Below are 21809 nucleotides of genomic sequence, written 5' to 3' on the forward strand. Positions count from 1 at the left end.
GGACGCCCACCCACACAAACCGGCCTCCGGCCCGGCCCGGCCCGCGCGCGGCGCCCCCCCCCCCCGGGGCCCCGGACAAACCCCCCCCCCCCGGGCCCCGCGGTGCTGTGCTGCGCGGCCGGACACCGCACCCGCCGGACCGGGACGGACCGTGCTGTCAGACCCCTGCGCCACAATGGAGACCGCACGGCGCCGCACGCAGTACGGCGGAAGTGCACGGCAGGGCCGGACCGGCACACCAGGACCGCCGAGGGCGAAGCGAAGGCTGAAGCCCCGGCCGGCAGGAGAAGAGGGGGGCGACCACATGCCCGTATGGGACGACCTCGTCGGCCAGGAGCGCGTCCGGACGCAGCTCGCCGCCGCCGCCCGTGACGCCGACGCGCTCGTCACCGCGGGTGCCACGGACACCTCCGCCGACGGCACATCGAAGTCGACCATGACGCATGCCTGGCTGTTCACGGGACCGCCAGGCTCGGGCCGGTCCACCGCGGCCCGTGCCTTCGCCGCCGCCCTCCAGTGCGTCAGCCCCGACCGGGCGCTCGGTGGCGTCCCGGGCTGCGGTTTCTGCGAGGGCTGCCACACGGCCCTCGTCGGCACGCACGCGGATGTCGAGGTCGTCCGTACCGACCAGCTCTCCATCGGGGTGAAGGAGACACGGGAGCTTGTCCGCCGCGCCCAGCTCTCGCCTGCGGTCGGCCGCTGGCAGGTCATCGTCATGGAGGACGCGGACCGGCTCACCGAGGGCGCGGGGAACGTGCTGCTGAAGGCCGTCGAGGAGCCCGCTCCCCGTACGGTGTGGCTGCTCTGCGCGCCGTCGCTTGAGGATGTGCTGCCGACCATCCGCTCCCGGTGCCGCAATCTGACGCTCCGTACACCGCCTGTGGAGGCGGTGGCCGACATCCTCGTCAGACGGGACGGCATCGAACCGCAGGCCGCCATGGACGCGGCCCGCGCGACACAGGGCCACATCGGCAGGGCGCGCCGTCTCGCCACCGACGAGCGCGCCAGGGCCCGGCGCGCCGCTGTGCTCCGGATGCCGTTGCGGGTCGAGGAGATCGGCGGCTGTCTGAAGTCGGCCCAGGAGCTGATCGACGCGGCGGCCGAGGACGCCAAGGAGGTCGCGGAGGGCGCCGACACCAAGGAGACCGAGGACCTGAAGGCGGCGCTCGGCGCGTCGGCCGGGGGGCGGATGCCCCGGGGCACGGCCGGTGCGATGAAGGAGCTGGCCGACCGGCAGAAGCGCCGCTCGACCCGTACGCAGCGCGACACGCTCGACCTCGCGCTGACCGACCTGACCGGTTTCTACCGGGATGTCCTGGCGCTCCAGCTGCGCTCCAAGGTGGCCATCGCCAACGAGGACGTCAGGGACTCGCTGGACCGTATCGCCCTGAGCTCCAGCCCGGAGAGCACCCTGCGCCGGATAGAGGCCATCACCGCCTGCCGCCAGGCACTCGACCGTAACGTCGCACCGCTGCTGGCGGTCGAGGCGATGACGGTGTCCCTCCGGGCGGGGTGAAGAGCGGCGGCAGCGGCACCGAAGGCGGCCGCAGCAGCAGGACCGGCCCGGCACCAGGGTCATTGGACCGGCACCGGAGCCATCGGACCGGGCAGCAGGGTCACGGGTCCCGCATCACGGGCCCCGCATCACCGGTCCCGCACCGGAGTCACGGGCCCGGCAGCCGAGTCCGCGCCGGTTGACCGCTCACTCGTACGGGCCGGAAAAGAGGGCCTGGGGCCGGGGCCGGACTACGCTCCGGGAATGGACTTCAGGCGTCTGCTCTCCACCCCCGTCACCGTGCTGGCCCTGGCCGGACTGCTTGTTTCGGGCTGCTCGTCCGGCGGCTCGGCCCCCGCCACATCGCAGGCCGGCGCCTCGGCGTCCCAGCAGGTCGGGACATCGGAGTCCGCGCCTGCGGCGGATCTGGGCAAGTACTACGGCCAGAAACTGACCTGGCGTTCCTGCGGCGCCCCGGGGTTCCAGTGCTCCTCGATGAAGGTGCCGCTCGACTACGCGAAGCCGTCCGACGGCGACATCAAGCTCGCCGTCTCCCGCAAGAAGGCCACCGGCCCCGGAAAGCGGATCGGCTCCCTGCTGGTCAACCCGGGCGGCCCCGGAGGCTCGGCGATCGACTACCTCCAGGGGTACGCGGGCATCGGCTACCCCGCGGCGGTCCGCGCCCGCTACGACATGGTGGCCATGGACCCGCGCGGAGTCGCCCGCAGCCAGCCCGTCGAATGCCTTACGGGCAAGCAGATGGACGCGTACACGGAGGTCGACCAGACCCCGGACAACGCGGCGGAGACCAAGAAGCTCACCGCGTCGCTCAAGGAATTCGCGCAGGGCTGCGAGAAGCACTCGGCGAAGATCCTCCCGCATGTCTCCACGGTCGACGCCGCCCGGGACATGGACGTGCTGCGCGGAATCCTCGGGGACAAGAAGCTGAACTACGTGGGCGCCTCGTACGGCACCTTCCTCGGCGCGACGTACGCGGGCCTCTACCCCTCCCGGGTGGGCCGGCTGGTCCTGGACGGCGCGATGGACCCGGCGCTGACGTCGCTGCAGATGAACCGCGACCAGACCGCGGGCTTCGAGACCGCCTTCAAGTCCTTCGCGGCGGACTGCATCAAGCACAAGGACTGCCCACTCGGCACCAAGTCCACCGCCGACGCCTCACACCGGCTCGAAGCCTTCTTCTCCCGCCTGGACGCCAAGCCGGTCCCCACCGGCCAGAGCCGCAAGCTGACCGAGTCGCTCGCCACGACCGGCGTGATCTCGGCCATGTACGACCAGACGTCCTGGCCCCAGCTGCGCACCGCGCTCACCCGCGCGATGGCCGGCGACGGCGCCGGACTGCTCACCCTGTCCGACTCGTACTACGAGCGCGACAGCAAGGGCAAGTACGCGAACCTGATGTACGCCAACGCCGCGGTGAACTGCCTGGACCTGCCCCCCGCCTTCAAGAACCCCGCAGCCGTCACCAAGGCCCTGCCGTCCTTCGAGAAGGCGTCCCCGGTCTTCGGCAGGGGCTTCGCCTGGGCGGCCCTGAACTGCTCCTACTGGCCGCTCCACGCCACCGGCACCGCCCACCGCATCACGGCGAAGGGCGCGGCCCCGATCGTGGTGGTCGGCACGACCCGCGACCCGGCCACCCCGTACAAGTGGGCGAAGGCCCTGGCCGCCCAGCTGTCCTCCGGCACACTGCTCACCTATGACGGCGACGGCCACACCGCCTACGGCCGCGGCAGCGACTGCATCGACACGGCGATCAACAGGTACCTCCTGGACGGCACCCCGCCGAAGAACGGCAAGAAATGCTCCTGACCTGCACAGAGAGGCCCAGCTCAGGCGTGTTCCGAGCACCCCGGGAAACTGTGTAGACTTGGCGTCGCTGCTGACCGCACCATGGTCAGGACGGCGTGCCGCCTTAGCTCAGTTGGCCAGAGCAACGCACTCGTAATGCGTAGGTCTCGGGTTCGAATCCCGAAGGCGGCCCGGAATGACCCCAGGACTCACTCGCCGTGACCTGGGGTTTTTTCATGTCTGCGCCTCCGGCACCAGATGGCCCGACCGGTGTGGGTCGTAGGAGGCCGGGGGGAGCGCGAGGGGAGCGCATTGGGACAGGCGGCGGACAACGGACCGTTTTCCTGGTTGCGCGTGGTGCGCGCCGCAGGGGCTCGGCGGCGTGATCCTGCGACGCCTACAGGTGCCCTCCCGGCGGCCCCGGAGGGCACCTGCCCAGATGGCTGAGGCGTGGAGCGGTCCGGGCGTTCTTGTTGGGTTGTCGCATCCTGACGAGAAGGGGGCCAATTAGGCTGAAGACGTGCAGGATATCCAGCAGAGGCGGACTTCAAGACTGCAGCGGCTCTGACTGCAGCGGACGTCAGTGACGACGCCGAGATTCCAGTCGGCGTGCTGGCCGAACTCGCCGACGTCAGTGAGACGGTAGCCGAACGCGGCGGATGGAGCATCTGTCCGTGCGGCGCACAGCACGACCAGAGCGAAGTCGACGCGGGTGTGCCCACACCCCTGCGAGCCGATGCCGCGTTTGCCCGCCGCTGGAGGGGCCGCAAGGCGGCGTCTTCAAAAGATCTTGTCAAGGTGGCGCGGTAGCTGCGCATGATGCCTTGGTGGAACATCTCCCTGTCGACGTGCGCGCTTCGCTCCGGCTCTTCGCTTTCTACTTGGCGAACGGCACCCTCGACCTGGACCTGCTCGATGGGTTCGACTATCGCTCGACCGTTTTTCACTCCGGCTCCTCGTTGGAACAGGTCTTCGCGGTCTATAGCAATGTGCTGCAAGTCGACGCCGACGGCATGGTGCTGAACGACGGAGAGGCGCAGTACCGGGTCGCGCAGTGGGTTCGAGTGTGCTGCGACCCGAGCTATCGGGTCGAGCCGCCCTTCGAGGACTGGGAGACGGAACTCCATCTCTGATGACCCGCCCCGCTCACCGACCGTCGGAACATCACGCCCACATCAGGAGCGACGCGAGAGTGACGGCCGCCTGGAAGGACTCCGCGGTCTTGTCGTAACGAATAGCGATGCCGCGCCACTGCTTCAGCCGATTGAAGCAGCGTTCCACTACGTTGCGCTGCCTGTAGCGGCACGGTCTTGGGCAGGCCGGTGGAGCCGGAGGTGGTGAGCAGCGGGCCGGCCCTCGGCGGGGATCAGGGGTTGGCGCAGGCTGTGCCGGCCTGCATGGGACAGCCCTTGGCTAGTGGCTGAGCTTTGCGAACCGGCGCAGGGCCAGCGGGAAGAACACCGCCAGCAGGGCCAGTGGCCATAGCACGGAGGCCCAGACGTGGCCGGATTCGCCGCCGACGCTGCCGGTCAGGTCCCGTACCGCCGTAGCGGTCCGGGACATGGGATTCCACTGGACCGCCGTGCCCAGCCAGTCCGGCATGGACTCGGGAGTCGCGATCGCGTTGGACAGGAAACCCACCGGCCAGACCAGGATCTGCACGGCTTGCACGAGTTCTGGTTTCCCGGCCACCAGCGCCAGATGGATACCGATCCACAGCATCGCGAACCGGAACAGCAGCAGCAGCCCCACGGCGCCCAGGAATGTGCTCGCTGTCGTGTGGGGCCGCCAGCCGATCGTGTACCCGATTCCGATCATCACGGCGAGGCTCAGCGCCGACTGCAGCATGTCCGCCGCCGAACGGCCCACCAGAACAGCGCCGTTGGCCATCGGCATGGAGCGGAAGCGGTCGATCACGCCCTTGTTGAGGTCCTGAGTGACCGCGATCACCGTGCTCTCCAGGCCGAAAGCCATGGTCAGCGCGAGTGTTCCGGGCACCAGGTAGTCGATGTAGTCGCCGCCGACGTCCCGGCCGCCGCCGATCAGATAGCCGAACATCAGCAGGATCATCACGGGGAAGACCACACCGACGGCCACCTGAACCGGCTGCCGTCCCCAGTGGGCGAGTTCCCGCCCGGTCATGGTCCAGGAGTCGCTCAGGGCGTGGGCGAGGCCGCCGCCGTCACGTACCAGGTTCGTTCCGCTCGCCGCGCTCATACCGCCTCCTTGGCCTGCGTCACGTCCGCCACCGACTCGTCGGAGTGCCCCGTCAGCCGCAGGAACACCTCGTCCAGGGTGGGCCTGCGCAGCGCGACGTCCTCAGCCTCGATGTCCGCCGTCTCCAGGGCCCGCACGACCTGGGTGAGTGCGCTCATCCGGTCTGCGACCGGAGCGCTGAACAGCCGGCGATCGACGTCCACCGAGACGTCCTCGGCGGGGAACGGCAGCAGGGCCACCGCGGCGTCCAGCTGCCCGGCGTCGCGCAGTACGACGTCGATGCGGTCCCCGCCGGTGCGGGCCTTCAACTCGTCGGCGGTGCCGTCGGCGATGACCCGCCCCCGGTCGACCACCGAGATGCGGTCGGCCAACTGGTCTGCCTCCTCCAGGTACTGGGTGGTCAGCAGTACGGTGGTGCCGCCGCCGACCAGGGAGCGCACCGAGGCCCACACCTCGGCTCGGCTGCGTGGGTCGAGTCCGGTGGTCGGCTCGTCCAGGAACAGCACCTCCGGCTCGGTGATCAGCGAAGCGGCGAGGTCGAGCCGCCGCCGCATACCGCCGCTGTACCGTTTGACCTGCTTGCTGCCGGTGTCCGTGAGGCTGAAGCGCTCCAGCAGTTCGTCGGCGCGGGCGCGGGCGCGTCGAGCGCCGAGGTGGTAGAGCCGACCGAACATCTCCAGGTTCTGCCGACCGCCGAGTTCCTCGTCGAGCGCGGCGTGCTGGCCGAGCAGACCGGTGCGTGCGCGCACACGGCCGGCCTGCTTCAGGACGTCGTACCCAGCCACCTCCACACGGCCCGAGTCCGGCCGCAGCAGGGTGGTCAGTACCCGTACCGCGGTGGTCTTGCCCGCACCGTTCGGACCGAGCAATCCATGCACGGTGCCGCGTCCCACCCGAAGGTCCAGCCCGTCCAGGGCGGCCTTCTTGCCGTATCGCTTGCGTACGCCTTCGACGACGATCCCGTCGGCCATGCGTCTCCTTCGACTCCATAGTCAAACTTGACTACTGCTCGTCGAACGGAGTAAACGCCCCTTCGGCGAGTTAGTCAAACTTGATTAGAGTGCGCCACGGTACGGGCCTGCCACCAGGCAGAAACCAACCCTCACCATGCGCCCCCGGGGTGCAGATCTCTCGTCGCGTAGGGGTTTCGCTCCCCCTCCGCGAGCACCGCGTGCACCCCCGCGAACGGCTCGCCCTCATCGGCTGAATGGATCCACAGGTTCATGATCTCGCCGATGTGCCCGAGCTGGCCCGGGCCGCCCTGGAGCGTGTAGTACGCGGTGACCGCCTTGTGCCACACCCTTCCCCGTCACTTGGTACTCGGTGCGGGGCGGGCCGCTGGCCGTGGACGGTGCGCTCTCGTGCGCGTGCAGCAGTCCCTGTTTCTCCATCTGCTTCAGAGCGTGGTAGATCGAACCCGGTTTGGCGTTGGACCACTCGTGCGCGCCCCAGTACTCCAGGTCGTTGCCTACCTGGTAGCCGTGGGCCCGCCCGTGCCGACGCACCGCGCCCAGAACGAGGAGACGGATTGCTGACATGCGTTCCAGGTTATGGCGCCGGCGGCGCACGACTGCGGCGGAGGGCGGGTGGACGCCGGGTCCGCGGCACCGGACCGCATCAACGCTCACGGTCTCGTCTTGCGCAGGTCTCGGGTTCGAATCCCGAAGGCGGCCCTGTAAAAGCCCCAGGACTCACTCGCCGTGACCTGGGGCTTTTGCTTTTGGAAGGGCGCGGGTCTCGCTGTCGCTCAGGAGGACGCGGGGACCCGCAGGGCGTTCCAGGAGGTGGCGCCCGGCCAGCCGTCCGCGTCGGGGCCCGTGTAACCGAGCCTGCGCTGCCACTTGGCGTATGAGGCCCGGTCCGCGTCGGTCCACTGGGGTCCCGGGCCGGAGCTGTAGGCGGAGCAGCCCTCGGCCACCAGGCGTCTGCCCATCGCGGTGACGACGGCCGACTTCGGCTTCTTCCTGAACCAGTCGGCGCCCGGGAACGGCTGGTAGGCGGCGCCCGAGTGGCCCGGGGCCGGGGTGCCGGTGGATGCGCCGGTGGCGAGCCGGGAGCCGATCCGGGTGCGCAGGGAGGCCATGGTGAAGCCGACCGGGTCGATCTTGGTGCTGGTCCACTCCTTGTGGCCGATGACGGAGGCGGCGTGCCAGCCGTGGGCGCGGCAGAGCGCGGCGGACGCCCTGGTGATCGCGGTGAGCTGGGCCTCGGGCCAGGGGTCCCGGCCGTTGCCGAGGTTCTCGCACTCGAAGCCGTAGAAGTGCGTGTTGCCGTCGGTGTTCTGCTGGTTGGGGGCGGGCAGCTTGCTCCTCTCGGCGACGGTGGCGGTCAGTACGTCGGCGTCGCCGAGGCCCGCGTGGTTGGCGCGGCCGTTGCCGACCAGGTGGACGGTGCCGTCCTTGGCGATGACGCCGTGGCAGAGCGGGCCGGGCAGGTCGGAGCGGCCGTTGTAGCAGAGGGCCACGGTGGCGGCGGTGCCCGAGGTGACGGTGTGGTGGATCATCACACCGTTCACCGGGCCCCAGGCGCCCTTGGAGTTGCGGTTGTGGGTGCGCCAGCCGGGGTGCTCGACGACGGTGACGCCTTCCTTCTTCAGGGCCGCGACGAGAGCGTCGGCGGAGAGAGGGATGGCCATGGGGATTCCTCCGGAGGGGGTGGGGCGGAGTGGGTGGGGCGTTTGTCGGGCGGTGTGCGTTGGAGGGTGCGCGGGGGGCCACCGTCGTCCCGGAGGACGGCGGCGGCCCGCGGCGGTAAGGACCCCGGCGGCGGCCGGTCAGCGGGGCAGGACCTCCCACAGGGTGAGGGCAGCGACCGCGACACCGGTGACGGCGCCGATGCTGGCCAGCGGCCAGCGGGCGCGCTCCAGGGCGTCGAGACGGGCTTCGTGGTCGGCGAGTTGCCGGTCGGTCTGGTCGCTGCGCTGCACCAGCAGGGCAAGGGAGCCGTCGGCGCGGGCGAACCCCGCCTCCATGGTCCCTCGGAGCCGCTCCAGTTCCCGGGCGATGGCGACCGGGTCGTTCGCGTCAGTCGGATACATGCGCGGCCGGGGCGGAACTGGAGGCCCCGGTGTCCGGAGTCCCGGGTGACGGAGGGCTGTCGGGCGCGGTCAGCCACGCCGGGAGCAGGGACTGTACGGCGGGAACGGCCATCGCGCGGGACAGCAGGCCGGAGACGGCGAGAGCCGCTCCCACCCACGGCAACGAGCGGGGCAGGGTCCCGCTGTCGACGAGGGCGGGGAGTGCGAGGGCGATCCCCGCGGCGGTCTGGATGACCGTGCGCAGGACGCGGATGGTGGTTGGGGTCATGCGAGCGCCTTTCGCGCGGTGGGGCAGCCGGGGAGCGGGCCCCGGCCAGGCAGGGCGGCAGGACCAAGCCGCTGGGGGCGGTGGGGCCCAGCCGGTGGGGGCGGTGGGGCCCAGCCCGTGGGGCCCTGCCGGGCCGGGCCCCACGGTGAGCGCCCTGCCGGGCTGGGCCCACGGTGGAGCGCCCGGCCCGGCAGGGGGCGAGGCCGGCTGGTGTGGGGTCAGCTGGTGTACGGGACCTTCAGGGCGTTCCAGGAAGTGGCGCCCGGCCAGCCGTCCGCGTCGGAACCGGTGTAGCCGAGCTTCTGCTGCCACTTGGTGTACGAGGCCCGGTCGGCCTCGCTCCACTGCGGGCCGGGGCCGTCGGCGTACGCGGAGCAGCCCTCGGCGACCAGCCGGCCGCCCATCGCGGCCACGATCGTCGAGCGGGGTGCCGATGTGAAGAAGGGCTGGCCGGGGAAGGGCTGGTAGTGCACGGCGCTCGCGCCCGGCGCGCCCGCGAGCAGGGCGGCCACCCGGGTACGCATCGACGCCATGCTGAAGCCCTTCGGGTCGATCTTCTGGCTGGTCCACTCCAGATGGCCGATGACCGATGGGGCATGCCAGCCGTGCGCACGGCAGATCGCGGCGGACACCCGGGCGATGCCTTCGAGCTGCGCCTCGGGCCACGGGTCGGAGCCGTCCCCGAGGTTGATGCACTCGAAGCCGTAGAAGCGGGCGTTGCCGTCCGTGTCGTCCTTGTGGGGGGCGGGCAGCGCGGTCTCGTTGACGACGGCGGTCAGTACGTCGCCGTCGCCGAGCCCGGCGTGGTTGGCGCGGCCGTTGCCGACGAGGTGGACGGTGCCGTTCTTGTCGATGACGCCGTGGCACAGCGGGCCCGGCAGGTCGGAGTCGCCGTCGTAGCAGTAGGCGACGGAGCTGTCGGTGCCCGAGGTGACGGTGTGGTGGACGATGACGCCGTTGACGGGGCCCCATGCTCCCTTCGTATTGCGGTTGTGGGTGCGCCAGTCGCCGTACTCGACGACGTGGACACCTTCGGCGGTCAGGGCGCTGACCAGGGTGTCTGCGGTGAGTGGGATGGCCATGGTGGCGGCTCCTCGGGGTGCGGGGTGTGAGATGGGCGGTGCGGGGTGTGGGATCGGGCGGGGCCTGCGGTACGGACGGTCGGCGGGGCCCGGGTACCGGACGAGCCCGGCGTACGCCCGGTCAGGAGACTGCGGCCCAGATGGCGTTGGCGTCCGCGACGATGGTGGACGGGGTGAACGAGGTGGGCAGCGAGGTCTGTCCGGTGGCGGCGAGCCGCGCATGCCGGACGAACTTGCCGGGCATCCGTGCGCTGCCGCCAGGGTTGTTGCCGACACTGGCGCCCACCATGAAGGCGGGACCGTTGGTCTTCGGGTCGGGCCCGTTGACCAGGAGCGCCACCCAGTAATTGCCCGCGGTGGCGACGTACGGTGTCGTCAGCTTGAGGACGGCGGTGGTACCCGGGGTCTGGCCGATCAGTTTGTCGAGGGTGCCGGTGACACCGACCCGGCTGCCCGAGCTGTTGTACAGACCGGCGTACGAGGTGGCGGCGAGGGTGCCGCCCGCGTAACCGGGCACGTAGAAGACGACGTTGGTGAGGGTCGCGCCGGTCGTCAGCGGTACGCCGACCAGATAGACGGTGCCGTTGATGCAGTACTGCGGGTTGGTCACGGAGGACGTCGCCGGGTCGAACGCCCAGGACTTGAAGCCGAGGGCGGCCGGCGTCCAGGTCCCGGACGAGGCCACCGTGTCCACGTACGAGCGGCGCACCAGCTGGTCGCCACCGACCGGGTCGGCGGTGACCGTGGGGACGGTGGAGAACGTCTTGGCGCCCGCGACCGTCTGGTCACCGGTGAGCAGGACGGCCTGGTCGGCGCGGACGGCGGAGAGGTCGGCGGCGGTCAGGGCGACCGTGCCGGTCTGTCCGTTGACGGAGAGGACGGGCGCCGTGCCGAGCCCCATGTACCGGGCGTCGCCGGTGGCCTCGGTGAGCGCGCCCAGGTCGGCGGCGGCCAGCGTGACGGTGCCGGTCCTGCCGTTGACGGAGGTGACGCCTTCGCCGGTGCCGGCCGGCAGTTGGGCCAGCGGTACCTGGCCGGCTGCGTCGAGCTGGGCGACCCCGCCGGCCTGCCCGGCTGCCGACGTGGCGAGGGCGCCGACCTCGGTGGCGGTCAGGATGATGTCCGCCTCGGCGTGCCCGTTGACCGAGCGGACCGGGCCGGCCGGTCCCGCGGGCCCCGGCTCGCCCTGCGGTCCGGCGGGGCCGGGCACGGAGACGTACTGGGTCCCGGCCGGGTCGGCGGGGGCGATGTCGGCGAGGTCGACTTCGGGGACGGTGGCCGAGAGGGCGATGTGGTACGTACGGGTCCGGCCGACCCCGTTGAGCCGCTCGGTGACGGTGTACGTCCAGCCGAACGGGTTCCAGCCCTCGGCGTCGGTGGCCGGAAGCACCACATCGATACGGCCCTCGGAGTCGAGAGCCGCGGTGGCCGGGCCGCCGACGAACAGATCGGCCTCGGAGTGGGTGAGCAGAGCCGGTGGCTGGAACTCGACGGTGCCGCTGAGCGGGTGGCCGTCGAGGGAGAGGTACTGGGCGGTGAGCCGGACGGTGGGGATGGATTCGGGCAGCACGGAGACTCCGGTATGTCGGGTGTGGGCGTTGGGAGTTGGACATTGGGGGGTACGGGGTGGGGGGGCGTCGGCCCCGTACGGGACCGGGCGGTGGTGGGGCGCCCGCCCCGTACGGGAACCGACGGCGCGGTGCGGGTGCGGGTGTGGGAGCGGTGCGGGTCTCGGTGTCGTACGGGACCGGACGACGGTCAGGGTGCGGGTGATGTACGGCCGCATCCCGGTGTCGTACGCAGCCGACGCCACCAGGTCCGCCCCCGGGCAGACCCGGATGAACCCGGACGGACCCGGGCTGGGACGGGGCTAGGACTGCACCCCGTACAGCCCGCGCGGCAGGCAGGCGACCGTGCCGCCGGTGGCCGGGGCCTTGGCCTGGATCTCGAAGGACAGCGCGTCGCCGAACGACGCGGGAAGGTCCTCCACCAGGGTCACGGTCAGAGCCACCGTCTGTCCGGCGGCCCCGGTGAGGGTTTGTTCGTCGCCGACCGGCTCACCGTTGACCAGCAGCCGGACGGCCGCACCCGCGGCCCCCGAGACGGCGATCACGCAGTACACCTTGGGGTGCTGGGCGAAGCCGGGGCCCGCATAGAGCGTGGTCCAGTCGGTGGCGGTGGTGGACTCCCAGCCCGCGGCGCCCACCGGGACCGGTGTCGGGAACGGCAGATAGGGGCGGGCCAGGCCGCCCCGCGCCGAGTCGGTGGCCAGGACCGTCTGGCCCTTGTGGTCGAGGATGCGCAGCGCCTGCACCGGCGAGTTCACCGGGTCGGCCGTGACCAGGGAGAGTGCCAACGAGCCGTCGTCGCGCCGGAGTTCGAGGCCCTGCTGGTAACGCTGAGTCTCACTGTCGCGGTCCGGCTGCACCCGGCCGGCCAGCAGCAGGTCCTCGCCCAGCGAGGTCCGGACACGGAGACGGCCCTGGTCGCCGACCACGATGTCGCCGTTGCCGACCTGGTTCATCGGCGGACTGCTGTTGGCGCTCGCCATCAGCCCGCGGATACGGCGCTCGATGTCCCGGATACGGTCCAGGAGATCGGTGGGGATGGTGGCCATGTCTCACACCCCTTCCAGATAGAGGGTCGCCGTCTCGGCCTTGGTGCGCTGCGGCGGCTCCACCGCGATCCCGACGATCCGGTACCGCTCGTCCTGCGGTTCCTGGTGCCACAGGTCCCGCAGCCGCAGCCGGATTCCCGCGCCCAGCAGCGCCGGGCTGATCCGGCCGTCAAGACGCACGGTGATCTCCGGGATCACCTCGGGCATGCGCTGACGGGCCAGTTCGGCCTGGGCCAGCGAGCGCAGGGTGGCCGTGTCGGTGACCCCGCTGTGGTCCGACGTGGACTCCAGCCGCGGCCAGCCGTCCGCCAGGTCGCCGGGCGACTCGACGGACACGGTGAGCGGCTGGGACTCCTCCGACTGGTCCGTGTTGGGCGAGTCGCCGCGCGCCACCCACACATCGGCCTGCACCGTCGAGTCGGCCGGCAGGCTGTACGTGATGACCTGGCCCGGGTGGTCGAGGACGATGTCGGACGCGCTGCTGGTGATGGCCGGATGGCCGAGCTGGAGCCGCTTGGCGCGCCGGCCCTCGGCGTCCCGGTAGCAGTGCACCCGCCACTCGAAGCCGTCGGCGAGCTGCGCCTGCTGGTCCAGGAGTTCACGGATCCGGGTGAGCGAGGAGTAGGCGAAGGCGCAGTCCCGCGCCACCCCTGACATCTCGTGCCCGAGCTGGATGCCGATGTCCCCGCCCTGCTGGTCCTGGGCGTGGGCCACCAGCATCCGGGCGATCTCGAACTGGTCAAGACCCGTGTACGAGAGAGGGAACGCGAGGATGCGGTGGTCCAGGTACGAGTCGAAGGTGCCGGCCTGGAACTCCACCTGGACCCGGCCGCGTTCGTCGGACGACGGGGTGCACGTCCACAGCACCCCGCCCCACCAGATGTCTCCGTCACGCTCCAGCCACACCGCGGTCCTGCCGGGCACCAGCGCGGCGCGGGCCCGGCCCGCCAGTGCGGCGTCCGGCAGCGGGACCGTCGCCGACAGCGACCCCGACTTGCCGATGTAGTCGTCGAACTTGGTCTCCGTCAGCGGCAGTACGTCCAGCACCCGGTCGGTGCGCAGATCGCAGAAGACCGCACGGTAGACGGGGGTGAGCGGGGTGTACGCCGTACGGGGCGAACTTGTCACGCCGCCCTCCTCAGAGCATCGGGTCGACGCGGACGAACCGGTTGTCGAACCAGTGGTTGTTGGTCGTGGCGCTGGAGGAGTATGCCGAGACGGCCGCGTACTGGGCGCCCGCCGAGAGCCCGCTGACCTGGAAGACGGTGGTCACCGACTGGCTGCCACGCCCGGTGTCGATGGCGGAGCGGGTCTCGTCGGCGCCCAGACCGGTGACCAGGACGCCTTCCTTGCGGATGTTCGCGGACATCCGGCCCCAGCCGCCCTCGATGGACGGCTGGCCCTGGAAACCCACGGTGACCAGTACCTTCCCGGACACCGGGGCGGTGAAGGTGGCGGTGATCGTCGGCCCGGTGGTCCCGGTCACCGTCTCGGACCAGGTGGTGGTCTTGCAGTAGCCGCCGTCGGTGTTGTACGCGAACACCGGGCTGGGCAGGGCGAGCATCCAGGCGGTGCCGCTCCAGCGCTCCAGACGGCCGTTGTTGTCCCGGTACTGGCCGACGTAACCGCCGGTGGCGAGCTGCCCGGTCGGGGCGATCCCGCCGGTCTGGCCCGGGTAGCTCACCCACTGCGAGCCGTCCCAGCGCTGGAGCTGGCTGCCGGTGTCGCGGTACTGGCCCGGGTAGCTGCCCGCCTCGGCGGTGTTCCCGTACAGCGGCAGGATGCCCCCGACGGCGACGGTGCTGGTGCGCAGATTGGCCACGGCGCCGGCCCAGGCGAGGCCACCGGTGCCGACCGACGCGCCGGCCGGGACCTGCACGGTCGCCAGCGGCAGGGCGGCGTCGGGCGCCACCGGGGCCTGCGGGGTGCCGGCCGGGGCGCCCTGGATGATCTCCAGGACGGCCTCGGTGCGGCCGGTGTTGTCGTACTGGGCGTCGTAGATCCGCAGCACCACGAGGTCGATGCGCGGGTTGTTGGCGTCACCGTCGGCGAAGACCACGGTGGTGTAGTCGGTGAGGACGACCGGGTACGCACCGGCCGCCGCGGAGCCCTGGACGACGGCCCGGCCGGGGGCGACGGTCGCGGTCATGCCCGCGGTGGAGCTGAAGACGTAGAACGCGGACATCAGGGACTTGCCGTCGGGCGAGCCCGGGATGATGCCGCCGCGGCTGGTGAGTCCGCTCGTCGGGGTCATGGTGCCGGTCGGGGCGAGCCGGGTGTCGGCACGGGACTGGCCGGACTCGGCGTCGGTGCGGTTGACGAGCCATGCGCTGCGTACGGGCATGAGGTCCTCCTGTGAGGGGGCTGCGGATAACAGGAACGTGAATGGAAAGCGGGAACGGAAAGCGGGAACGGAAAGCGGAAACGGAAAGCGGGAACGGAAAGCGGGGACGGGAACGGGAGTGCGGTACCGGCGGGAATGCGGGAGAAGGGGGCGCGGTCCGGTCACCAGTGCCCGTCGCGCCAGCGGACGGTGACGGACGCGGCCGGGGACGGGGTCGTGTCGTCCGAGCGGAACGCCAGGTCGGTGGTGCCGGGCTCCAGCTGGAACAGCTGCTCGGGCGAGGAGTCCGGGGTGGCGGTGTAGATACGGGACGCGGTGTCGTTGAGCAGCACCGTGCCCGTCTCGGTGTTCACGGTGAGGACGTCCCCGGCGCCGAGCGCCAGGTCGTACTGGAGCTGGCGTCCGTCGGAGAGCCGGGTCAGCGACGGCCGCTGTACGGGCCCGCGGAACTCCACGACGGGCCGTACGGAGGCGCCGCCTGCGTTGGCCGCGGCGATCGATCCGGCGGCGCCGGCCGCGCCCCAGTCCAGGGGCCACCGCAGACCGGAGCCCGCAGTGTCGTCCCAGGCCAGACCGGATTCGCCGACCGGCAGCCCGGTCACCGCCTCGTGCAGCACGGTCCCGTAGCGGCGCGGGTCGGTGGCCGTCCACTGGAGGCTGACCTTGGCGAACCCCTGCAGGGCGTACGAGCGGTCCTGCGGGACGACCCGGCGGCTGACCCGGGCGCGGACCGCCAGGGTCTCGCCCAGCAGGCGTACGGCGAGCCAGCGTTCCTGGCCGTCGGGGCCGGTCGCGGAGCGGAACGCGGTGGCGGTGGCGAGCGGGTCGGTGCCGGCCGGGGGCGCCAGCCAGACGGTGGCGCCGATCAGCCGGGGCTGGGCCCAGCGGTCGCCGGGCCAGGCGCCGTGCTGGTCGGGCCGGAGCACGTCACCGAGGTCAAGCTCGGGCAGGTCGTCCCAGCCCGTGATGCCGGTGCGGTCCACCGGGTAGGCCGTGCCGGTGCCCATGAGGAGTCCGCCCCACTGGATCTGCCCGTCGAGGGTGATCAGGGAGCCGGGGGCGGTGTCGTCGGTGAGTGCGGCGGTGGGCGGGAGGGTGGAGACGGTATCGGCCATGTCGGGCCGTCACCTCACTTCGGGGTGGGGTACGGGGGGTACGGGCAGGTACGGCGCAGGGCGGTACGGATGTGCGGCTCGGGGCAGGGAGGTGTCCCGGGCGGTACGGATGTGCGGCTCGGGGATACGGAGGCGTCCCGGCAGGCCGAAGCGGCGCGCGGCGGGGCGCCGGGCGGGGCAGGCCGTAGCGAGCCGCGAGGTACCGGCGGGGGCCGGATCGCAGGGGGTGTCAGGCCGCGGTGCGGTGCAGGAAGAGCAGATCGTCCGCGATGGTCAGCGGGCTGCTGCCCTCGCGCTCCTCGTACACCCGGACCCCGGGGCGGCCGGCGAAGAAGGCGGGCCCGGTGGTGGCGGACGCGCCGGACGGCGCGGGGAGGAAGCGGCCGAGCGAGAAGAGCGGCTGCACGGCGGAGGCGCCCGGCACGGCGGCCGGGAGGACGACGCCGCCTTCGGCGAGCTGCGGGATCTTCGACAGGTGCACGCCGAACTTCTTGCCGAAGAAGCTGAAGCTCAGATGGTTGAGCCCGTCGATGATCCAGTTGGCGAAGGCGATCAGGCCCTTCACGGGCCCGGTGATCACCCCGGCGACGGTCTGGATACCGGTGGAGAGGAAGTTCCCCATCCCGTGCAGCGACTTCGACATGGCGTCGCGTACCCGGGTGAAGGCCGAAGGGAGCGTCCTGGTCAGCCAGTTCATGGTGGGCTGGATGGCTCCCTTGAAGCCGTTCCAGGCGCCCTTGACGATCGAGGTGACGGCGCGGGTCGCGGTGGAGATCGCGCTTCCGGCGCCCTGGAACCCCGAACCGATCGCGGCGCCCAGGGCCTTGAGGACGGAGCCGACGGTCTTCCGTACACCGTCGAACACCGCGGAGACGGTCTTCGCCCAGCCTTGGATGACCGGCGCCATGAACGCCCAGGCGGCCTTGAAGCCGTCGAGCGCGGCCTGGAAGACCTGCTGGATGATCTTCTGGCCGGTCTCGGAGTTCACCGCGTAGTCGACGAGATAGGCGACCAGCGGGGTGACGATCCCGAGGATGAAGCCCAACGGGTTCGCCTTCATGGCTGTGTTGACGGCGGTCATGGCGATCGAACCGAGCGTCATCGCGGTCCCGAAGAGGGTCATGAACTTGGTGACCTTCGGGGTGTAACTGCCGAGCAGGTCCGTCACGGACCCGAAGACCCCGGCCCCGGCGGCGAGGGCCCCGAGCACTCCGAGCGGGCCCCGGACCTTCGTGGCTCCTGCGCGGATGCGGGTGGCGGCGGTGGTGGCGGAGCGTCCGACCCTGCGCACCGCGGTGGCGGCCTGCGTCGTTGCCGTACGGAGACGGCGCACCGCCGGTGCGGCGGTGTCTGCCCGGGTCGTCATCGTGCGGACGGGGGCCTGAACTCCGACGAGTCCGCGCCGCATGGTCTGGACGGCTGTGCCTGTCTGGAGGGCCACGGTCCGGAAGGTGTTCAGGAAGGCTGCGGGGCGGGCCCCGCCGGAGGTGGGATCCCGCCGGACGCTGGTCGTCCGCGTGCCCTTCATCCCCGCGCCTTGGAGAGGAACAGCAGGGCGGTGGCGGTGTCCTGGAGGCTGCTGCTGGTCGCCTCGTAGTACTGCTCGATGTAGAAGCCGCCGTCGCTCGCGGCGGCGCCGGTGCCGGTCTGGCCGGCGCGGGTGGTGTGGCCGAGCAGCCTGCTCAGTTTGGAGAGCGGCAGGACGGCCTCGGCCTCACCGGCCTCGGCGACGATGGTGTGCACGCCGCCGTTCTGCGGCTGGACGATGCCGCCCTGGGCGAGGCGGGGGATGGTCGGCAGATGGATGCCGAAGGACTTCCCGCCGACGACCGGCACCCAGCCGGGTACGGAGACCCGGATGCCGTTGAGCTTGCCGATGGCCGAGTTGATCAGGCCGATGACGGCGTTGATCGGGCCGGTGACAGCACCCTTGATGGCGCCGAAGGCACTGCTCGCGATGGACTTGAGACCGTTCCAGGCGCTGGACAGCTTGCTCCTGACGGCGGTGAAGGCCGCCGGCACGACGCTCTTGATCCAGTTGACCACCGGCGAGATGACGGACTTGATGCCGTTCCAGACCGCGGTGACGACCTTCTTCACGGCGTTCATGGCCGTGGTGATGATGGACTTCCAGAGATTGAAGTAGGTCTTGATGACGGTCGCGACCGCCTTGACGACCACCGAGACCGCCGTCTTGATCCCGTTCCACACCTTCTTCATCAGCGCCCCGGCGGCCTGCATGACCGGGCCGACGGCCTTCATCACGCTGGTGATGACACTCTTGATGACGCTGAAGGCGGTATTGAGGATCTTCTGCATGGTCTTGGACTGCATCGCCATGTCCACGATCTTGGCGATCAGCGGGGCCAGCAGCGCCATGAGGACGCCGATGAGGTTTCCCTTCATCGACTTGTTGAGCCCTTGCATGCCCTTGTCGGCCTTGGCCGCACCGGTCTGGAACTTGCCTATGCCGGCTCCGCCGGTCTGCCCGGACTTGCCGGCCTTGGTGACGGACTTCTCCGCCTTGTCGGCTGCCAGTTGGAGCGACTTCAGCTCCTTGGCGGACTGCTGGGACGAGGACTTGATGCTGTTGATACCGCTGTTAGTGCTCTGTGCGCTCTGCTTCAGGCCGGTCGCCGACCGGCTGGCCTGGTCGAGGTTGGTCTTGAAGCCGCGGAGGCTGTCGGAGGCCTTCTTGAGTGTGGCTGTGAACGCCATTCCATGTCCGATCGTTCATCGGCCTGTTCAGCCGACCGGCTGGCGGCCGGAGGGTGGGTGAGGGCGTGCGCCGCCGATGGGCGGTCAGGCGAACTCGGCGAGCAGCCCGTCGACTTTGGTGTGCAGGCTGCCGATCGCGGTGTCGAGCTTCCGGGTCGCCGCTTCGATCCTCGCGACCGAGCGGTTGGTCCACTCGGTATCCGGGGCATTCATCTGTGTGACCTCGGTGCTTTCGAGTTTAGGCAGGCCCCGTTTGGTCGTGCCGATCTTCTTTCCTTTTCCCTCCAGGAATTTTTGCAGTGCGACGTCGAACTGGATGAGCTTCACGCCGAGTGTTCCGACGAGTGCGAGTCCCAGTGTCACGACCGTCGTCATCGAGAATGACGAAGTGGCGAGGCTCTTTACGCTGTCCACGATGTCCTTGCCCAGGATGCCCGACAAAAGAGTTTCGATGGATCCGGGCTCTGGTTTCTTCTCTTCTTCGGGGGCCTTCGCCCCTGTTCCGGTGGATGACTTCTTCAGTGCAGCGATCTGTTTGGCTATGTATTCCTCGGTGGCCAGTCGGCTCGGCCCCTTTCCCGGAATCGAGTCCTGGACGCCTTTTACAGCCTGCAGAATCTCGGTGTCCTTGGCGAGGAGTTCTTCGTTCGTCGTCATCGGGCAACCCTTCTACGCTTACCGGTGCTGGAATCCACCCTCAGAAGAGGTCGGAAATTTCACCATAAGAGAAACTTTGCACGGGATAGTCCCGCTACTGTCACGGCATCGGGTTGTTGCCACCAGAGGTGACGCTGTGTCATCATTCAAGAAAGGGAATGTGGAGGATCTGTGGAGACCAACGTCTGCGGAGTTGTTTTCGCTCTCGCTGTGCTGGGCCTTATCGTTTTCGGAATTCCTTACCGCACGCAGGCTCCGCTGCGGAAGAGGGGTGTGAAGACATGGGCCTGGGAGGCTTCCAAGTCGGTTCCCCAGGACGGGAAAATAACCGTGAGGTACGGGTACGACGGGCGGGATGGCGGATTGCACAGTATTGCCATGGTCGGTCTCACCTCGATGCCCTCGGGTTCGCAGGAGGTCGTGTACGACCCCGAGAACCCGAAGCGAGCGGAATTCGTTTCCCGGATGCCGGAGAATGTGAACAAGAGGCGGAATCTTCTCTATGCCTTGTGGGGTGTGGCGCTGATCTCGTTGATTCTGGGTCTTATCGGCGCTTTGACCTGATCGGCTGCAGTTCGTGCGCGGGCTTGTGGGGATATCGGCGGCGTGTGCCGCTGGCTGAGTTGGATCTGCTTACTCAATGGTTTAGGGTGCTGATTTCGCTTGGTGGGGGCCGTGGACCTAGTACTTCTGATATTTATCTTTGCGGTTTCATGCATTCTCATAGGGCAGTTCTACTGCCTGTGGCGTGCCGGGGTTGCGCGGGATTCGTGGCGTGAGGTGTCAGGCCGCTGTACGACGTGGTTTTATGCGAACAATCAAGTTGGTATGGCCTATGAGTACGTCTCGGCGGATGGTGAAACGCGGCAGGGGAAGTCAAAGCTGTACAGTTACAGTCCGCCTGCTGCTGGGTCGGAGGTTCCTGTTCTTTATGATCCGCGGCGTCAGCGTCGGTCGATGCCGCGGACGGAGGCGGATGAGCACATTGGGTTCAGTGGTGTGTTCACTGTGGTGCTGAGTTCTATTTGGTGCTTCCTTGTGGTTGTCGAGATTCTTTCTCTGACGATTTGGTCCTGACTCTTCCCTGTGGTCGCAGCGGGCTGAATGGATTTTCTTCACTCGCCTGTTTCAGCTGCCTTTGCTGGTGTAGCAGCCCCCGAGAGGACTGGGAGTGCCTGCGGCCTCTCTGTCTCCGGAGTTTGCCGCGGTGTGATCGGATGAACCATTCAAGCGTGTGCGAGTGTCGCCTTCAAGGCGCAGGTGGAGGCTCGATGTTTGTCGTTGTCGGCGTAATATTCTTCGTTTCCGTTGTGGTGCTTCTGAGTTCTGGAGTCCCTTTTCTTGCGCAAGCCCCTCTGCGTAAAAGAGGCGTGGTTGTTGATGCGAAGGTGGCGCGCCGCTCCGTTCCACGAGACGGAAAGATCGACGTGGAATACCTGTACATCACCCACGAGCGGGAGCGGCACACTATTTGGCAGCGTGGCTGCTCTCAGTACCCGCAGGGGGGTGAGCGAGTCATTTACGATCCGCAGAATCCCAAGCGGGCCGAGTTTATGATTTTCATGTCTCGGAACCCCAAGAAGAAGGTTGGCATCCTGACGGTTGTGGGAGTAGTGGCAGTCGTAGCGCTCATTTTGCTCTGTGTTGGCTTGCTGATCTGACTACGGTTGTATGAACCGGTGATTTTGCGGCCGGGCGGCGTCGTGGGGAGAAGTGTGTGAACAGAGGGTTGGTCCTCTTTATTTCCCTGCTTTGTGATAGCGCTGGTCTTGATTTTTCCGGGATGTACCGGCGCGGTGCTGTGACGCCGAACGCCTCGTGGTGCTGGCGATTCAATCCATGGAGGATTCAGTGTTCGATGCCGGTGTGGTAGTGCTCGCCGTCGCTGTCCTGGCGCTTCTTTATTCGGGAGTTCCCTTCATGCTGCAGAGGCCGCTGCGCGAACGTGGCACGCATACGACCGCCTGGGAGGTAGGAAGGACAGTTCCCCGTGATGGCAAGATCGACGTGCAGTACGCGTACGACGGGGGCGATGGGGAACCACAGCGCACCAAATGGATGCGTGGCCTCTCCATGCAGCCCCAGGGAGCGCCATCGGTCATTTACGATCCGGAGAACCCCAAGCGCTCCGAGTTCGTGTCTCTCATGCCGGAGAACGTGAAGCGGAAGCGCGTCTATCTCGGCTGCCTACTGGCCGTGGCCGCTGTCTCGCTCATCCTGGTGTGTGTCAGCGCGCAGGCGTGAGCGCCGGGTTCACTACCGGTGTGGGTCTGACCATGATCATTACTGGGCTAATTTTGCGGGTCTTCTATTCCTGACGGGTCATATTTTTTGGCAGCGTCGGCGCGCTGATGTGCCCCGTCCGGGAAGTCCTGTGCGGCTCCTGTGCCCGCCGGGGGGGCCCGGGGGCGCGGGCGGGCGGGGGGGGGGGGGGGCGTATTAAGGGGGCCGTG

The 21809-nt window shown here is 69.3% G+C and carries 21 protein-coding genes, 1 tRNA gene and 2 pseudogenes; 8 read left to right on the top strand and 16 right to left on the bottom strand.

Annotated elements, in window-relative coordinates:
• The first annotated feature begins 304 nt into the window (after positions 1-304).
• From ACFXBC_RS17260 to ACFXBC_RS17275, 4 genes are all read left to right on the top strand, one after another.
• Positions 305-1516 (top strand): DNA polymerase III subunit delta', encoded by a 1212-nt coding sequence (locus ACFXBC_RS17260; protein ID WP_385024378.1) that lies wholly within the window; start codon positions 305-307, stop codon positions 1514-1516.
• Positions 1517-1759: 243 nt separating this feature from the next.
• Positions 1760-3322 (top strand): alpha/beta hydrolase, encoded by a 1563-nt coding sequence (locus ACFXBC_RS17265; RefSeq protein WP_385024380.1) that lies wholly within the window; start codon positions 1760-1762, stop codon positions 3320-3322.
• Positions 3323-3419: 97 nt separating this feature from the next.
• A tRNA-Thr gene (locus ACFXBC_RS17270) sits at positions 3420-3493 on the top strand.
• Positions 3494-4128: 635 nt separating this feature from the next.
• Positions 4129-4434, top strand: a complete 306-nt coding sequence (locus ACFXBC_RS17275; protein ID WP_385024382.1) for a hypothetical protein — start codon at positions 4129-4131, stop codon at positions 4432-4434.
• Between the two features lie 31 nt (positions 4435-4465).
• Here the strand turns inward: ACFXBC_RS17275 and ACFXBC_RS17280 are convergent.
• The 16 genes and pseudogenes from ACFXBC_RS17280 to ACFXBC_RS17355 all read right to left on the bottom strand — a co-directional run.
• Positions 4466-4627, bottom strand: a pseudogene (locus ACFXBC_RS17280) (transposase); the annotation flags it as partial.
• Positions 4628-4714: 87 nt separating this feature from the next.
• Positions 4715-5518 (bottom strand): ABC transporter permease, encoded by an 804-nt coding sequence (locus tag ACFXBC_RS17285; RefSeq protein ID WP_385024384.1) that lies wholly within the window; start codon positions 5516-5518, stop codon positions 4715-4717.
• Positions 5515-6489, bottom strand: coding sequence for an ATP-binding cassette domain-containing protein (locus ACFXBC_RS17290; RefSeq protein ID WP_385024386.1), 975 nt, complete (start codon positions 6487-6489; stop codon positions 5515-5517). Before ACFXBC_RS17290 ends, ACFXBC_RS17285 begins: the two co-directional genes overlap by 4 nt.
• Before the next feature lie 131 nt (positions 6490-6620).
• Positions 6621-7056: pseudogene (locus ACFXBC_RS17295) on the bottom strand (PadR family transcriptional regulator).
• Positions 7057-7265: 209 nt separating this feature from the next.
• Positions 7266-8153 (bottom strand): peptidoglycan-binding protein, encoded by an 888-nt coding sequence (locus tag ACFXBC_RS17300; protein WP_385024388.1) that lies wholly within the window; start codon positions 8151-8153, stop codon positions 7266-7268.
• A 138-nt stretch (positions 8154-8291) separates the two neighbouring features.
• The gene (locus ACFXBC_RS17305) at positions 8292-8555 is read right to left on the bottom strand and encodes a hypothetical protein (RefSeq protein ID WP_385024390.1); all 264 of its coding nucleotides are present in this window, start codon (positions 8553-8555) and stop codon (positions 8292-8294) included.
• Positions 8542-8823 carry a hypothetical protein gene (locus ACFXBC_RS17310; protein ID WP_385024392.1) on the bottom strand — a complete coding sequence of 94 codons (282 nt, stop codon included), beginning with the start codon at positions 8821-8823 and terminating at the stop codon, positions 8542-8544. Before ACFXBC_RS17310 ends, ACFXBC_RS17305 begins: the two co-directional genes overlap by 14 nt.
• Positions 8824-9041: 218 nt before the next feature.
• The gene (locus tag ACFXBC_RS17315; RefSeq protein ID WP_385024394.1) at positions 9042-9905 is read right to left on the bottom strand and encodes a peptidoglycan-binding protein; all 864 of its coding nucleotides are present in this window, start codon (positions 9903-9905) and stop codon (positions 9042-9044) included.
• A 121-nt stretch (positions 9906-10026) separates the two neighbouring features.
• Entirely contained in the window at positions 10027-11475 is a 1449-nt protein-coding gene (locus tag ACFXBC_RS17320; protein ID WP_385024396.1) for a phage tail protein, read from the bottom strand.
• A 300-nt stretch (positions 11476-11775) separates the two neighbouring features.
• The gene (locus ACFXBC_RS17325) at positions 11776-12522 is read right to left on the bottom strand and encodes a hypothetical protein (RefSeq protein WP_385024398.1); all 747 of its coding nucleotides are present in this window, start codon (positions 12520-12522) and stop codon (positions 11776-11778) included.
• A 3-nt stretch (positions 12523-12525) separates the two neighbouring features.
• Entirely contained in the window at positions 12526-13650 is a 1125-nt protein-coding gene (locus tag ACFXBC_RS17330; protein WP_385024400.1) for a hypothetical protein, read from the bottom strand.
• 10 nt (positions 13651-13660) lie between these two features.
• Positions 13661-14866, bottom strand: a complete 1206-nt coding sequence (locus ACFXBC_RS17335) for a hypothetical protein (RefSeq protein ID WP_385024402.1) — start codon at positions 14864-14866, stop codon at positions 13661-13663.
• A 161-nt stretch (positions 14867-15027) separates the two neighbouring features.
• On the bottom strand, positions 15028-15981 hold the full coding sequence (locus ACFXBC_RS17340) for a phage distal tail protein (RefSeq protein ID WP_385024404.1): 954 nt from the start codon (positions 15979-15981) through the stop codon (positions 15028-15030).
• 229 nt (positions 15982-16210) lie between these two features.
• Positions 16211-17422, bottom strand: a complete 1212-nt coding sequence (locus tag ACFXBC_RS17345; RefSeq protein ID WP_385024406.1) for a hypothetical protein — start codon at positions 17420-17422, stop codon at positions 16211-16213.
• Between the two features lie 83 nt (positions 17423-17505).
• Positions 17506-18699 (bottom strand): phage tail protein, encoded by a 1194-nt coding sequence (locus ACFXBC_RS17350; RefSeq protein ID WP_385024408.1) that lies wholly within the window; start codon positions 18697-18699, stop codon positions 17506-17508.
• 84 nt (positions 18700-18783) lie between these two features.
• On the bottom strand, positions 18784-19356 hold the full coding sequence (locus tag ACFXBC_RS17355) for a hypothetical protein (RefSeq protein ID WP_385024410.1): 573 nt from the start codon (positions 19354-19356) through the stop codon (positions 18784-18786).
• A 171-nt stretch (positions 19357-19527) separates the two neighbouring features.
• Between ACFXBC_RS17355 and ACFXBC_RS17360 the strand changes: the two genes are divergently transcribed.
• The 4 genes from ACFXBC_RS17360 (at position 19528) to ACFXBC_RS17375 (ending at position 21600) form a co-directional block, all read left to right on the top strand.
• Positions 19528-19920: a hypothetical protein gene (locus ACFXBC_RS17360; RefSeq protein ID WP_385024412.1), complete on the top strand. Its 393-nt coding sequence runs from the start codon at positions 19528-19530 to the stop codon at positions 19918-19920.
• Positions 19921-20031: 111 nt separating this feature from the next.
• Complete coding sequence (locus ACFXBC_RS17365; protein ID WP_385024414.1) at positions 20032-20433, top strand: DUF3592 domain-containing protein; 402 nt, start codon at positions 20032-20034, stop codon at positions 20431-20433.
• A gap of 194 nt (positions 20434-20627) precedes the next feature.
• Complete coding sequence (locus ACFXBC_RS17370; protein WP_385024416.1) at positions 20628-21017, top strand: DUF3592 domain-containing protein; 390 nt, start codon at positions 20628-20630, stop codon at positions 21015-21017.
• Positions 21018-21195: 178 nt separating this feature from the next.
• On the top strand, positions 21196-21600 hold the full coding sequence (locus tag ACFXBC_RS17375; protein WP_385024418.1) for a hypothetical protein: 405 nt from the start codon (positions 21196-21198) through the stop codon (positions 21598-21600).
• The last annotated feature ends 209 nt before the right edge of the window (positions 21601-21809 follow it).

This window comes from Streptomyces sp. NPDC059398 (assembly GCF_042751845.1).
Lineage (GTDB): Bacteria > Actinomycetota > Actinomycetes > Streptomycetales > Streptomycetaceae > Streptomyces.